This is a genomic window from Limnofasciculus baicalensis BBK-W-15 (genome assembly GCF_024178385.1).
In the GTDB taxonomy this organism is placed as follows: Bacteria; Cyanobacteriota; Cyanobacteriia; order Cyanobacteriales; family Coleofasciculaceae; genus Limnofasciculus; species Limnofasciculus baicalensis.
On sequence record NZ_JAMZMM010000033.1, the window covers coordinates 1 to 14,518 of the forward strand.

The following is a 14,518-nucleotide window of genomic DNA, read 5'->3' on the forward strand; positions in this document are numbered from 1 at the left end:
CCCCACTCCCCACTCCCCACTCCCTACTCAGAAGGAGGAGGAGAGTTAAGGGATTGATTATAAGGAAACAGAGTTTTGAGAATTCGATCTAGGCTACCTTGCCCGTAGACAGATATCCCCACTTCTGATGTTGATGATTTTACTTTTACCTCAGTTGTGGCATCTGGTTTAATAGCATCTTCTGATACCACCACTGATGTGGAGGTAACTTGTCCGTTAATAGACTCCGATTGTATAGACTCTGGCTCTATAGACTCTGATTGTGTCGTGGTGGTAGAAGATTCAGGAGTTTTGGGAATCTCAATGCTAGCGGTATTCGTTGTTACCGAGGATACAGTGGCAATTTGACGACCAGTATCTCCCAGTAAAGATGCCGATGGTATTACTTGGCGTGGCTCAATGGAACCATTGTAAATTGTTGTCAGGGAACCAATACAGGCATGTGCCCCAATTTTTCCCTGACCAACGATTAGCACGCCAGCGCCCAAATTTGCACCGACTTCTACTTCCAGAGTACCTTGATCGGCATGGAGGATTGAACCAGTACCAATACAGACATTGGCAGAAATAATAATTGTACTGTCTGGATCTGCTTGCAAAATTACCCCAGATGAGATAACAGCACTCGGATCGATTCTCACATCTCCTTGGACGTATAGATGATAGTTACTGCTCAATGGCAGTTGCGGCAAATACATGTTGCTAATTGCTAATTACTGATTGCTAATCGCTAATTGCTAATTGCTAATCGCTGATTGCTAATCGATCTTTAGTTATTGGTAATTAATTAGTGGACAAAGAACAAATGACCAAGGACAAATTACTTACTCTATTAGCTATTAACAATTAGCAATTAGCAATTAATCATTAGCTTCAGTTAGGCTTTTGAATAATCGTTTCCAGAACACGTTTTTTCGCCTTCGGATCGATACCAATCAGCCGCACGTACTCGTCGTTATGTTCTGACATACATCCAGCAAGATTCTCAAGTACGTCCGACTCGCGACTAGAGTCGATGGGAGAACAGCTTTGCCAAGATCCGGTGCGGAAGCGGCGTTTGTCGGCATGTTCGGTGCCAATTTTGTATCCTTGAGATAGGAGTTGACGAATCTGAGCGATCGTATCTTGGTTTAAGGATGTGTTAGATGTTCCGCCATTCCGAGGTGCGGCTGCTTGGGCGGTGCTATCATTTTGTACAGCTACCTTGGCTGTGGGTGACACTTTGCCGTTTGGTTTTTGAATGATTTCTTCTAAGACGCGCCGCTTGGCTTTGGGATCGATGCCAATTATCCGCACGTATTCGCCAGTATGTTCGTCCATGACATTTGCTAAAGCATTCATCACATCGGATTCTCGATCTGATTGAATTGATGTAGCACTTTGCCATGAACTAGTGCGGAAGCGACGCTCGTCAGCATATTCAATACCGATGCGGTATCCTTGAGCTAGCAGGCTCCGTACTTGTGTTTGTAGGTCTGAACCTACACCTGCACTTGCTGTTTGAGTTGTGCGGTTATTGCTTTGGGATGGGGTGCTAGCAAAGGTGGCGGTTTTGGTGGCGGTTTTGACGGGAGTACCGCCGGGACGTTGGATAATTTCTTCTAAGACACGACGTTTGGCTTTGGTATCGATACCGATGATCCGGACGTACTTATCAGCGTGTTCTTCTACACAGTCTGCTAAGGCATTTAGGACATCTGATACTCGATCTGATTGAATTGAGGTGGCACTTTGCCATGAACTAGTCCGGAACCGACGCTCATCGGCATATTCTGCGCCAACGCGGTATCCTTGGCCTAAGAGTTGACGAACCTGTTGTTGAACTTCTGCTGTAATTGAAGACATAGAACTATATGAGTTATCGGAACTACGAGAGGTTTGTGAGTCGCTACGATTAGAATCAGACGACTGGGCAATTTCATTGCGAATGGGGGCGATACAGGCATCATCCGCAGCACATTGGTAACCGGAGCGCAAGGCATTGTTGCTCTTGACAACATGGCTAGCAAACTGCCGATCTTCTTCTTCGACATCCGGTAGTCTGTCAGCTTGCTGCTGAGTGTTAATTACTGCCCCTGAAGGGACATATTTACCGGGGGGAATTTCCACATCTTGGACTAGGGCGTGCATCATCACAATACAGCCTTTGCCAATTCGGGCATTAAATACAGTGGAGCGAAAGCCAATAAAGCAATCGTCTCCGATGTAAGCTGGCCCATGAATTAGGCTCATGTGGGTGATGGAGGTATTCTCACCAATCCAGACTGAGTAAGGCTGTTGGTCATCACCAATTACTCTACCTTCTTCGAGTGCGTGAATCACCACTCCATCTTGAATGTTTGAGCCAGCAGCAATGTAAAATGCTCCTCCTTCATCGGCTCTAATTGATGAGCCTGGGGCAACTAATACATTCTCACTAATCCGGACATCTCCGATAATGTTAGAAAAAGAATGGACGTAAGCTGTCTGGTGAATTTGGGGTTCTGCCAAATTTTTTGACCAAGGGGTGGGGGGAGCCGCGTGGCTACGGGCTACCATAAATGTCTTCTCCTATCTCGAAAAAGGGATATACCGCGATTAGCTTGCTGGCAATATTTTGCTGGGAGGGGGACGTTGGCTTGCCGCAGTCTGGCTTCCCGAAGAACGACTTCACCAACGTCTTATTCAAGCTAAAGTTATTCAAGCTAAATGGTTACCCGTTTAGACAACTGCGACGAGCAAGCCATTACTGCTGTTTTCAGCATCTCAGCCTGCTATCCATCGCTTTTCGCCCTGTGCGGGAGGGAGCGAACTTACTAACGATATTGATCTTTTTTACTGTAGAGAATGTGACTATCTACACTAACAGTGTCGATAATTCCCACTACCATGGCATCAATAGGACGCTTATCGCTCTCACCCACTTGCCGTGCAGCACTGCCACGACTGATCAAAACCCACTCGTCCACACCTGCGCCGACGGTATCGCCTGCTACTTCATACTGAGGCAGCAGTTCTCCATCGCGATCCAGAAATTGGACTAATAAGAATTTTACACCTCTTAGGCTTGGTTCTTTACAAGTGCTGACGACCGTGCCGCAAACTTTAGCAATTTGCATTCTTCCTCCACAGTTGGGATTTGACCGAGGTAAAGCTAATATTTCGGCAATTATTCAGATATTTACCCAAATATGCCCAGATATTAATGAATAGCTTCTCTGCCTTTGGGGGCAGTCAGATACCCCCTAGAAACTTAAACCAACTATCCAAGAGATGCTGGAATTCTGCTTACTTTATCGGTAATCTAAAATTGGTGAGCTAGATTATGGGCGGTTCAGGGGACGGATGGCGTTGGTACTCTCGCGGAATTGCTGCACGTCTTCGGTGTAGCGAATTGGTAGCACGTACTCCAGATTTTCATGGGGACGGGCGATAATGTGGGTGGATAAAACTTGACCCCCATTCACCCGCTTCACGTTTTCTACTCCAGCCGCAACTGAGGCTTGCACTTCGGAGACATCACCCCGGACAATTACGGTTACTCGACCACTACCAATTTTTTCGTAACCAACTAGGGTAACGCGGGCTGCTTTCACCATGGCATCAGCCGCTTCTACTACAGCGGGAAAGCCTAGTGTCTCTACCATTCCAACAGCAATTGACATTCGTTTGACTCCAGAATTTGTGATTGGGGAACTGTTTGCTGAGATAAATCAGATTTAGCAGGTTAATTGGGACGCTAAGATGCTAATAGGTACGGAACTGTTCAACTGCTTCGCTATAGCGAATTGGTAAGACGTACTCTAAGTTCTCGTGGGGACGAGCAATAATGTGGGTCGATAGCACCTCACCACCATTCACCCGATTGGCGGCTTCAATGCCTGCTGCTACTGAAGCTTGTACCTCGGAGACATCCCCCCGGACAATTACGGTTACGCGAGCGCTACCGATTTTTTCGTAACCCACCAGAGTAACGCGAGCGGCTTTCACCATCGCGTCTGCGGCTTCCACGACAGCGGGAAATCCTTTGGTCTCAATCATTCCGACAGCAATTGGCATGATGCTTTTCTCCTCGTCGATTCATCAACTACGACTAAACTACAACTTAACTTCAACTGTACTTGCTACTCTACTTGTCACGGTGTTACGCACCGCGATCCCCACGGTGCGTAACACTCTCTTTGCCACAGTGCGTGCAAATACCTATAGAAATTTGGCTCGATCTAAAAATCGGACAGAAATGCCGATTTTTTGAGATTGAGAAAGATCATCGATCGATCGCCACTCTCAGCATAGAGAACCTTGGCATATTTGACAATATAAATTATGATAATAATCATTTATGAGGTTGCTTAAAAAAACTTAACAATACTAATTTGAGGGGGAGATGAGCTGAGGAAAATTAACCGATTTGGAGAATGATCCATTTTGTTTTATAATTTTTTGATAATTTCCATAGAATCTGGACTATCCTGGGGTTCCCGGTAGTCTTGACGTTGCCGATTCCTGGGCAACTGAAGGGTTCCTCGGTCAAGCTCGTCCTCGCATCGAGGGAGAGGGATCGGATAGAGACTTAAATGTTATAAGTCGATTTTCTTGGTGGCATTACACTGACTTGTACGGACTCTGGTTTTAAGGATAATGACAAGAATACCCAAACAATTTCAATTAAATACAGGACTAAATTTAGTGATGAAGCGGTTAGATGGAAAAACTTAATATTCACAATAAGAAATAAAGTAAAAAACTATAGAATTTTGTAGTAATTACACAATAAACTAAAGTTTTTAATTCTTTTCCCAGATAGATTTGAAGTAATTGTCAACAGGCGAGGGATGAAAAAATTATGACTGAGTGGATTACTCAGACAAGTTGGCTAGTACCATTTTATGGGTTATTTGGCGCAATAATCACCCTACCTTGGGCTAGCGGGGTAATTACTCGCACAGGACCGAGACCTGCCGCTTACTTTAACCTATTAATGACGGTGGTAGCATCTGTTCACGGTGGGTTAATTTTCTGGTCAACATGGCAGGAACCTGTGCGAGAGTTGGTATTTCACTGGTTGCAGGTTGCCGATTTAGATATCTCGTTGGTGATAGAAATCTCGCCCGTGAGTACAGGAGCAATGGAGATTATCACATCTCTGAGCCTCTTTGCTCAACTCTATGCCCTAGGGTATATGGAGAAAGATTGGGCATTAGCTCGCTTCTTTTCCTTGGTGGGAATTTTCGAGGGGGCGATGGCAGGGATTGTCTTGAGTAATTCCTTATTTCTCACCTATGCCCTCTTGGAAATGCTCACCCTTTCCACTTATTTACTAGTGGGATTTTGGTACGCTCAACCTTTAGTCGTCACAGCAGCGCGAGATGCCTTTCTAACCAAACGGGTGGGAGACGTTTTGCTATTGATGGGCGTTGTTGCACTAGCGACAATGGCAGGGACATTAAACTTTAACGAATTGTACGATTGGGCAGGGACTGCGAATCTTGAACCTTGGATGGCAACCTTATTAGGATTAGCACTAATTGCCGGACCAATTGGTAAATGTGCCCAATTCCCCCTCCATTTATGGTTGGATGAAGCCATGGAAGGACCAAACCCAGCATCGGTGCTGCGGAATTCTTTGGTTGTCTGTTGCGGGGCTTATGTGTTGGTGAAGCTTTTGCCAATATTAGCGATGTCCCCTGTAACCTTATCTGTTCTCGTGGGAATTGGTGTTGTGACAGCGATTGGTGAATCCTTAGTTGCGATCGCCCAAATTGATATTAAGCGATCGCTCTCTCATACCACGAGCGCTTACCTGGGTCTAGTATTTATATGTGTGGGGATGGGGCGTGCTGAGGTGGCATTCTGTTTGCTGCTAGCCCATGCTGTTGCCAAAGCCGTCTTATTTATGAGTACTGGCTCAATTATTTTCACTACCAACAACCAAAATCTCACAGAATTGGGAGGCTTGTGGTCTAAGATGCCTGCGACAACAACAGCCTTTGTCGTTGGTACTGCTGGGATGAGTGGATTGATACCCCTAGGAGGTTATTGGGCACTTAGCAAAGGGGTAAACGCTTTTTGGGGTGAGCATCCCTGGCTAGTGGGTGTATTTCTACTGGTGGATGGGCTGACTATTTTAGGCTTAACTCGCGTATTTCGTTTAGTTTTCTTGGGTAACCCGCAGCCAAAAACCAGGCGGGCACCAGAAGTAGCTTGGCCGATGGCATTTCCCATGGTGGCGTTAACAATAGTTACTCTTTTGATGCCATTAATTCTTCAGAGAATATCTTTGTTGCCGCCTGCTAAATACGAGTACCTAACTCAATTACCACAATTACTGTTATTTGGTGCTAGTGCTATCGGTTGTGGTGTAGGTTCGATTATTTATCTGCCTAGAACTTGGTCTCGCTCTGTTCTTGCTCCATTGAAATTTGTTCAGGACTTGTTGGCTTATGACTTTTACATTGATAAACTATACCGGATCACAGTGGTGTTTGCTGTTGGCTCGTTATCTAAAATAACATATTGGATTGACCAAAATATCGTGGATGGATTTGTGAATTTCATTGGTCTTGCCACAGTTTTTGGTGGTCAGAGCTTAAAGTACAATGTTTCGGGTAAGTCACAGTTTTATGTCCTGACTATTCTGATCGGAGTTAGTCTTTTAGCGCTCCTGATGACTTTGCCTTTCAGTCAATGGTCTTTAAGTGAGTGGTCTTTAGAGCAGTGGTCATTTATTAGTGGTAAGTAGTTATTGGTTGTTGGTTATTGGTTATTGGTTGTCGATAAAACAAGCAGCTTAACTACCTTGCCTATAAATGTGACAGGCGAGACACCTGTTCTACAATCAAGAACAAACAACAAACAACAAACAATCAAGAACAAACAACAAACAACAAACAACAAACAACAAACAACAAACAACAAACAACAAATATGCTAAGTGCATTAATTTTACTGCCAATAGTTATCGCAGCTTTAATCGGGTTTTGGCCTGGAAGCGTCACAGGCAAAGTAGCCCGTCAAGTAGCATTAGTAGTTACTGGGGCAGTTTTTATCTGGTCACTGGTATTGCTGTTTCAGTTTAACCCAGGGAATGAGAGCCTACAATTTCAGGAGTCTTGGCTGTGGATTGATGCGATCGGGTTTAGCTATAGTTTAGGAGTTGATGGTCTCTCCATCCCATTGCTGATATTAAACGGGTTGCTGACAGTAATGGCTCTCTATAGCACCGATGAAAACATAGAAAGACCTAGATTTTATTACGCATTAGTTCTCTTGCTGAATGCTGGTGTGGCTGGTGCTTTTTTAGCTCAAGATTTGCTACTATTTTTCCTGTTTTACGAAATAGAACTAATTCCCTTATATTTGTTAATTGCGATTTGGGGAGGACAGCGACGGGGTTATGCAGCAACCAAGTTTCTCTTGTATACAGCACTTTCTGGCATATTAATACTAGCAGCATTTCTCGGATTAGTATTTATCAGCGGAACTTCTAGCTTTGCCTATTCAGAAGCGCGAACAATGGCATCTTTATTGCCATTAGGGAGGCAATTACTCCTCTTGGTAGCAATTATAATTGGCTTTGGAATTAAAATTCCCTTAGTACCCTTCCACACTTGGTTGCCGGATGCTCACGTTGAGGCATCAACACCAATTTCGATGCTGTTAGCGGGTGTCTTGCTGAAATTAGGAACTTATGGTTTATTAAGGTTTGGGGTTGAGTTATTTCCAGAAGCGTGGACATTTTTAGCTCCTGGATTGGCGATTTGGGCAGTGGTGAGCGTACTCTACGGATCTTTAACCGCTATTTCTCAACGAGATATGAAGAAAATGGTAGCATTTAGTTCTGTGGGTCACATGGGCTACATTTTGCTTGCAGCAGCAGCGGCTACTCCACTCTCTCTGGTAGCATCTGTACTTCAGATGGTGAGCCATGGTTTGATATCGGCACTATTATTTTTTCTGGTAGGTATTATTTATAAGAAAACAGGTTCACGGGATTTGGATACTCTCAATGGTTTGTTCAATCGGGAACGAGGTTTGCCATTAATTGGTAGCCTAATGGTTGTGGGTGTAATGGCGAGTGCGGGAATTCCTGGAATGGTGGGATTTATTTCAGAATTCCTCATATTCCGAGGTAGTTTCCCTGTATTTCCGGTACAAACTCTCCTCTGTATGATAGGTACTGGTTTAACTGCTGTTTACTTGTTAATTTTACTTGACCGTGCCTTTTTTGGACGTTTGTCGGCTAAGGTTCTCAATTTACCTTCTGTCAATTGGGCTGAGAGGACACCAGGAATTATTTTAGCGATTTTAATTGTGATTCTGGGAGTACAACCAGGATGGCTTGTTCACCTTAGTGAAACGACGACAGCCGCTATGTTTATTGGGAATTAGTTGTTGGTTATTGGGAATTAGTTGTTGGTTGTTGGTTGTTGGTTGTTAGTTGTTGGTTGTTGGTTGTTGGTTGTTGGTTGTTGGGCAAGAATCTGAGATCCAATTGCTGGTAAAATAACTAATAACTGTGATAGGTGAGATGCCTGTGCTACAACAAATAACCAATAACAAATAACAAACAACAAACAACAAATAACAAATAACGAGAACTTCAATGATAATCAGCAAGAAAAAAAAACGTAGTCATCCTCTAGAATCATATATTGAACGATTAATTAATGGGGATGCGCTATTGGCGGATTCGCCAGATAATATGATAGAAGTGGTGGGAATCCTTCATAGCTATGGTATTGTTCTTGATGCTTACTCCCGGAATCTTATCTATGTTGCCGAGCATCAATTTTTAGTGCTATTTCCATTCTTTAAATATTTCGACGGTGAGATATCTTGGTCAAAGTTAGTGCGTCACTGGTGGCACGATCGCATTAATTTTGAGTATGCTGAATATTGTATGAAAACTATGTTTTGGCATGGTGGTGGTGGTTTGGATGCTTATCTAGATACTCCAGAGTTTGAGGAGAGAGCAGCCGCAGCAATCAATGCAAAGCTTAAGGGTAACTTTTTTATGGAGAGGGTTAATTGGCTCTTTCCTGAGTTTTTGCCAGAGCAAATCCGGATGCTGGCATACTATAGTGGATTGGGCCAATTTTGGCGGGTGATGAGCGATATGTTTATGGCGTTATCTGCTGGCTATGATAAAGGGGAAATCCAATCAATTCCCCAAGTGGTGGAACATATTAAAAATGGGTTGGTTGCCGCTGCAAATCAACCAATTACATATAATGTCAAGATTGGGGATAAGGTGTATGAAATTATTCCTAAATCTATTGGACTAACATTTTTAGCAGATACAGCCATACCTTATGTCGAAGCGGTTTTCTTCAGGGGAACACCATTTTTGGGAACGGTTTCTTTTAATGCTCAAGCAGGTCAAATTTCTCCAGATTTAAGCCGCTTTGCTTATGGGGCATTATATGCAGATCCTTTGCCTGTAGGAAGTGCGGGGATTCCACCAACATTGGTAATGCAAGATATGCGCCATTATCTGCCAGATTATCTGAAAGATTTTTATCAGAAAACCCTCCGGGGTGAAGATGATTTGCGGGTGAAGATTTGTCGAACATTTCAGAAGTCAATGTTTTGTGTGACTACGGCAGCTATTTTGGGTTTAGCGCCTTATCCTTTGGATACGAAAGATTTAGAGCAACAAGAGAAAAATCGAGTTTATTTGGTAGGGTGGATGGATAGATTTATGACATCGCAGTTGAATGATGTGAATGTTTAGGTTAGACGAAAGGGAGGAGTTGAATAAGAAACCCTCTAAGAAACCCTCTAAGATTAAGAAACCCGGTTTCTTGGAGAAACCGGGTTTCTGAGTGCTTTCTGGAGGTGGGGTTTATTCTTTATCTGGATAAATTAAATGCCCATGTCATAAAACAGGCAGAAATGAATAGGAGAAGCGGCACAATTATTTTTTGTTTTTCCAGTGAATCATAGCCTTTACTAGTTATCAAAATACTAGAGAATAAAGGAGTTAAAATACCTAATTCAATTAAAAGTATCCCCATCGTAGATAATGGTAGGAGAAGACTACTGAAAATAGAGTGAGTAATTCTCATCCCTTGATGAGAGGATGGATGAAGGATAGGGACAATATAGTCTATATCAGGCGCTAAGGCGATAAGCACAAGCCATCCTAACCAAACTCTAAGATGGGGTTTTGAGTTATAGGGTTTGGCAAGAGAATCAATTGTAATAGCAGCTAAGGTATGTCCGAGAAAAGATGACATTATATGTTAGTTACTTCCAGGAGTATCAGCCTTACAATCTGGGAAGGTATTAGGAGGTATTTCTATCGCAGAATCCGCTATATCTTGTAATTGCCTGCGGTATTCAACTAATTGCGATCGCTCTTCACTGGGATTAGGTGCAATTGCGATCATTCGATCTAGTATTTTAACCGCTTCCGACAATTTCTGGTTACAGATTGCTTGGCGCAACTTAATATTAAGACTATTGAGATCTTCCTTGGGAACTTTGGTTGGGGTTGGAGTTGGAGTTGGGGTTGGAGTTGGGGTTGGAGTTGGAGTTGGGTTTGGGGTTGCTCTTCTTCGATTCAGTTGAAATGAATCTAAAAATCCCTGAATGCTTTGTGGTAAATCTTGTTCTCTAGGGGTAATTGCCACTAATTGATAAAGACGTTGATTCACCAAATAAATCCTAGATCTAGCGGTAATAGTTCCCGATAATTGTATCTTGAATTCTCGCCCTGGATAATCATTGAAAGTTATATTTTCCTGGCTGACTACTTCACCTCTCGTGCGACGCTTAAATCCCTCAACAATTACGTCAAATAGATCCTCAATATCACTGTCATTTTCTATAGTTTTGCCCGGTAAATCAGTATAAATTACAAAGTAATTGGCTTCGTCACGCCGCTGCACCATAAACCCTTGGAGAGTTATTCTGCCATTAGGAGTATTGAGGGTTTGCTCTACTTTCTTAGGTGTACCGGGCATTAAGACGGTGAAGCCACCCTTCTCTGAAGCAAAGGGCTTCCAAATTGATTGAGTAGCTTCCTTAGTTGATTCAGCTTTTACTGCCACTACTGTGGGATAGCCAGTCATCAAGAGGGTTGTGATGAAAAAGGGGATAAGTAGTTTATTGTTCATAATAGAAGGAAATACCAACTTTTTTAGTTTGATCGCTCTCTATACTATCAGAACAAATTATATCTTTTCAGTCGCTCAAGATTTACGTTTGGCTCGAAAGTTAGTGCATCCATTACCACAGGTTACCGATAATGTACCTGTAGCTACTACCTCAGTTACTTTCAGGGGTTGACTGGAAGAAAGACAGCGTGCAGTAATTGGAAGCCCCTGGCGGTAGGTATCAAGTGCATCTCCGATGCTTACAATTTCAGGATATTTTTTTAAAATTGCCTTCACTGTGTTTTAACCCGCCAATTGCGCTAACTTTAGTTTAGCGCCTTCGCGGAAAGTTTGTTGGTTAGTTAAGGCTCAACTAAAAATCCATACTTATAAATTCCCGGAATACCATCCACTTCAGTAATGGAACCAAAATATTCCTCCCAACGCTTTAAAGCCTTTTCTAGTAGTGGTTGATTTAGCAATTGTAGTTCATTGTCAATTAGTGGCAAACGCATTCCTGAGTTTAGTAATATCCACAAAGTCGGGATTAACCGAGCGAATCAACTTCACAATATCATCTAAATACTGACTGATTCCTGCCCCACCTGTTTTCCCTAGGAATTTAGCGATATCACCAACTAACTTGGGGTCTTAATTTAATCGCTTCTTCAAAGTATTGCAGTGCGGCTTGATGATTCCCCTGCTTTCCTTCAGCATCACCTAAATTATTCAATCTGGCGGCTTCAGCCTGCCGCTGTGCTGGAGTCATTTCCGCCTTCTCACCTTGAGGTTCCCTACTGCACCTTTAGCGATGCCTGGGTTGGGCGAAGCCAACGCGCCTACTGCCCCTGTCACTGCTTGAGCTAGTTCTATTACCTGACTACTACGGTTAGTAAAGAACATCACAATATCATAAATTGCGATCGCCACAAGTTGTATCTTTTCATTTAATCAATGTACCTCCTCCAACTGCAAAGCGCGATAAGAGTTACCTTTTTGTGAGATATACAGGAATCCTGACAGAAGCCGATCCCCGTGCCACCCGATTGTCAAGAAGCCCTGACATAAAGATCCCCAACTTCCCTGGAAATTCGTCAATTCACCAAAAATCAACCAATTAGACCCCTTGACTTCAATCTGTGTTTTCCTGTTAATAGGTATATAAGGCGATCCCAAAGAAATACTGATGTTAAGTACTTCTGAGATTGTCGGCGGCAAACTCAACCTCAGATCCCTGAAGAATCAGATCCCTGAATAAAAGATGACCAAAGAAAAAACGTTAAATAGCAACCGCAATCTTGGATTCATCAGGAGTAACCTACTAGCCGTCCTCACAATTTGGAGAGCAGACAAATGGCAAAAGAACGCCCACCTTTAGAAGAAATGACATTACGGCAACTGCGTCGAGTTGCAAGTGAATGTGGAGTATCTCGTTACAGCAGAATGCGGAAAACGCAGTTACTAGAAGAAATTGAAAAGATCCAAAGTACCAGAATCACTATAAATTCATCCCTTACAGTGGAGGCGCAATCAGAAGTGGAAGCATCAAAATTTCAATTAGGTCAAGAAGATAGAACAGGTGGCACTCTTGCCTCAGTAGATGAAGGTTTAGCCGATTTACCAGGAGGCTATGGTGAGAGCCGGATTGTATTAATGCCTCGCGATCCCCAATGGGCTTATACTTATTGGGATATTCCCAACGAAGCTAAAGAAGATTTGCGCCGTCAGGGTGGACAACAACTGGCACTGCGGATTTATGATGTCACCGATATCAACATTGAATATCAAAGCCCCCACAGCATCCAAGAATATCCTGCCGACGAACTAGCACGGGAATGGTATTTGCCGATTCCGGTTAGCGATCGCGATTATGTGGTAGATATTGGTTATCGCTGCACTGATGGACGCTGGTTAATACTGGCTCGTTCCATACCCGTCCATGTTCCCCCCGTCTTTCCTAGCGACTGGATTGAAGACAGCTTCATCACCGTTAACTGGGAAGATGATTTACGTGGCCAAACTGTCTTTGAATTGGTTCCTCCCAGCAAAAAGATACCCGTCACAGAAGAAAACCCCCTCTACAACGAAATCTTCGCCAGGGCGCAAAGTGCGGAAGCCCAGCGTATTGCTGGTTCCGTCTTCGGCTCCATGCAACACGTCCCCGGCTCAATGGCTCCCCAAGAATCCATCAGCTCCTACGTCTTCCCCTCTGGCGTTGGCATGTGGGCTGTACCAACCATGTCGGGTGTGGGTATGTCGGCTGCTGGTATGTCTGGTGTAGGTATGTTGGCTGCTGGTATGTCTGGTGTAGGTATGTCGGCTGCTGGTATGTCTGGTGTGGGTATGTCGGCTGCTGGTATGTCTGGTGTGGGTATGTCTGGGATGACTATGTCTGGCGCAGGTATGTCGGGTGTGGGTATGTCCGTTGGTGCAATTCCCATTCGTCCCCGCCAATTCTGGTTAGTTGCAGATGCTGAGTTGATTGTTTACGGTGCAACTGAACCTGATGCTACTGTAACAATTGGTGGTCGTCCCATCAAGCTCAATCCCGATGGCACTTTCCGCTTCCAGATGTCTTTCCAGAATGGCTTGATTGATTACCCCATCATGGCAGTTGCCGCAGATGGCGAACAAACTCGCTCCATCCACATGGAATTCAACCGCGAGACACCTTCACGTAATACCAATACGAAAGAAGATGCTGTTGTTGAATGGTTGGCGTAAAAAATTAAGTAGGTTGGGGTAAGTAAACCCCATCAAAGGAAGTCGGGTTTCTTGGAGAAATCCGACTTCTGCGGTAAAGGGTTTTACGGTTACGACGACAGTTCGCTAGGATCTCTATATTCACTGAAAGCGGGATCGTTTTTTCACTCTTGGCCATTCGGCTCCCATACCGTGCTATACTCCTGACTTCTGCTATTGCTTGCTGCTTCTAACTTTTGGCGAATTACTGCTTGAACTTTATCATCAAAATCAGGATCGCTAAGACGTGCAATAATTCTCAGTGGATGTTGGTTAATTCTGTTTAAGTACGCCTGAAAAGCGGCTCCATCTCCACGATGTCTGAGAAAATACTGTTTCAATTCAGTATTAGACATTGCGTTATAGTTAACTCTGCCCATCAGTAAACTCCCCATTGGGTAAGATTTGAAATTCAAGTTCTTCATCATGCCCAGCCAATATATATACGTTACCAGTTCGCCGATCGACGCAAATAAGATGTATAGGCTGAAGCATTATGTACGTCAGTTGATAGCTAACACGATATAAGCTCTCAAGTTGAGCCGCAGTAGGCATTAAGGTCGCTCACTCCATCCACTACTGAGTTTAACATAATTCAACTTATGTACGGAACTTGGCGTAACTACATACTTCGCAACAAAACTTTAAACAAACTTAACATCATCTTGTAGCTTAATAGATACCGAAGGCTAGCG

16 protein-coding genes are annotated in these 14,518 nt (G+C 43.6%); 4 read left to right on the forward strand and 12 right to left on the reverse strand.

What is annotated here, in order from left to right; translation table 11 throughout:
• Window positions 1–23: 23 nt before the first annotated feature.
• The 5 genes from ccmN to NJ959_RS05495 all read right to left on the reverse strand — a co-directional run bounded on the left by ccmN (window position 24) and on the right by NJ959_RS05495 (window position 4,038).
• Complete coding sequence (gene ccmN, locus NJ959_RS05475) at window positions 24–698, reverse strand: beta-carboxysome scaffolding protein CcmN (protein WP_373693605.1); 675 nt, start codon at window positions 696–698, stop codon at window positions 24–26.
• A gap of 175 nt (window positions 699–873) precedes the next feature.
• Window positions 874–2,538 carry a beta-carboxysome scaffolding protein CcmM gene (ccmM, locus tag NJ959_RS05480; RefSeq protein WP_254010747.1) on the reverse strand — a complete coding sequence of 555 codons (1,665 nt, stop codon included), beginning with the start codon at window positions 2,536–2,538 and terminating at the stop codon, window positions 874–876.
• Between the two features lie 257 nt (window positions 2,539–2,795).
• A complete protein-coding gene (gene ccmL / locus NJ959_RS05485; protein WP_254010748.1) occupies window positions 2,796–3,098 on the reverse strand; it encodes a beta-carboxysome shell vertex protein CcmL in 303 nt (100 codons plus the stop codon).
• A 204-nt stretch (window positions 3,099–3,302) separates the two neighbouring features.
• Window positions 3,303–3,644 carry a carbon dioxide-concentrating mechanism protein CcmK gene (locus tag NJ959_RS05490; RefSeq protein ID WP_254010749.1) on the reverse strand — a complete coding sequence of 114 codons (342 nt, stop codon included), beginning with the start codon at window positions 3,642–3,644 and terminating at the stop codon, window positions 3,303–3,305.
• A gap of 82 nt (window positions 3,645–3,726) precedes the next feature.
• Window positions 3,727–4,038: a carbon dioxide-concentrating mechanism protein CcmK gene (locus NJ959_RS05495; RefSeq protein WP_254010750.1), complete on the reverse strand. Its 312-nt coding sequence runs from the start codon at window positions 4,036–4,038 to the stop codon at window positions 3,727–3,729.
• A 787-nt stretch (window positions 4,039–4,825) separates the two neighbouring features.
• Here NJ959_RS05495 and NJ959_RS05500 point away from each other — a divergent pair.
• The 3 genes from NJ959_RS05500 to NJ959_RS05510 all read left to right on the forward strand — a co-directional run bounded on the left by NJ959_RS05500 (window position 4,826) and on the right by NJ959_RS05510 (window position 9,715).
• A complete protein-coding gene (locus tag NJ959_RS05500) occupies window positions 4,826–6,721 on the forward strand; it encodes an NAD(P)H-quinone oxidoreductase subunit F (protein WP_254010751.1) in 1,896 nt (631 codons plus the stop codon).
• Between the two features lie 185 nt (window positions 6,722–6,906).
• The gene (locus tag NJ959_RS05505) at window positions 6,907–8,370 is read left to right on the forward strand and encodes an NADH-quinone oxidoreductase subunit M (protein WP_254010752.1); all 1,464 of its coding nucleotides are present in this window, start codon (window positions 6,907–6,909) and stop codon (window positions 8,368–8,370) included.
• Window positions 8,371–8,584: 214 nt separating this feature from the next.
• Entirely contained in the window at window positions 8,585–9,715 is a 1,131-nt protein-coding gene (locus NJ959_RS05510) for a CO2 hydration protein (protein WP_254010753.1), read from the forward strand.
• A 118-nt stretch (window positions 9,716–9,833) separates the two neighbouring features.
• On the opposite strand, the gene NJ959_RS05515 is transcribed toward NJ959_RS05510, so the two are convergent.
• The 5 genes from NJ959_RS05515 to NJ959_RS05535 form a co-directional block, all read right to left on the reverse strand.
• Window positions 9,834–10,220: a hypothetical protein gene (locus NJ959_RS05515; protein WP_254010754.1), complete on the reverse strand. Its 387-nt coding sequence runs from the start codon at window positions 10,218–10,220 to the stop codon at window positions 9,834–9,836.
• A gap of 6 nt (window positions 10,221–10,226) precedes the next feature.
• Complete coding sequence (locus tag NJ959_RS05520) at window positions 10,227–11,102, reverse strand: hypothetical protein (RefSeq protein WP_254010769.1); 876 nt, start codon at window positions 11,100–11,102, stop codon at window positions 10,227–10,229.
• A 341-nt stretch (window positions 11,103–11,443) separates the two neighbouring features.
• A complete protein-coding gene (locus NJ959_RS05525) occupies window positions 11,444–11,590 on the reverse strand; it encodes a hypothetical protein (protein WP_254010755.1) in 147 nt (48 codons plus the stop codon).
• 122 nt (window positions 11,591–11,712) lie between these two features.
• Window positions 11,713–11,850 carry a tetratricopeptide repeat protein gene (locus NJ959_RS05530; RefSeq protein WP_254010756.1) on the reverse strand — a complete coding sequence of 46 codons (138 nt, stop codon included), beginning with the start codon at window positions 11,848–11,850 and terminating at the stop codon, window positions 11,713–11,715.
• Window positions 11,847–12,011 carry a hypothetical protein gene (locus NJ959_RS05535; protein ID WP_254010757.1) on the reverse strand — a complete coding sequence of 55 codons (165 nt, stop codon included), beginning with the start codon at window positions 12,009–12,011 and terminating at the stop codon, window positions 11,847–11,849. The genes NJ959_RS05530 and NJ959_RS05535 overlap by 4 nt, the downstream gene beginning before the upstream one ends.
• A gap of 423 nt (window positions 12,012–12,434) precedes the next feature.
• On the opposite strand from NJ959_RS05535, the gene NJ959_RS05540 reads away from it, so the two are divergent.
• Entirely contained in the window at window positions 12,435–13,805 is a 1,371-nt protein-coding gene (locus tag NJ959_RS05540) for a DUF4912 domain-containing protein (RefSeq protein ID WP_254010758.1), read from the forward strand.
• Window positions 13,806–13,948: 143 nt separating this feature from the next.
• Here NJ959_RS05540 and NJ959_RS05545 read toward each other — a convergent pair whose 3' ends face one another.
• On the reverse strand, window positions 13,949–14,179 hold the full coding sequence (locus NJ959_RS05545) for a DUF6887 family protein (protein WP_254010759.1): 231 nt from the start codon (window positions 14,177–14,179) through the stop codon (window positions 13,949–13,951).
• Between the two features lie 10 nt (window positions 14,180–14,189).
• Window positions 14,190–14,378: a DUF6888 family protein gene (locus tag NJ959_RS05550; protein ID WP_254010760.1), complete on the reverse strand. Its 189-nt coding sequence runs from the start codon at window positions 14,376–14,378 to the stop codon at window positions 14,190–14,192.
• Window positions 14,379–14,518 lie beyond the last annotated feature (140 nt).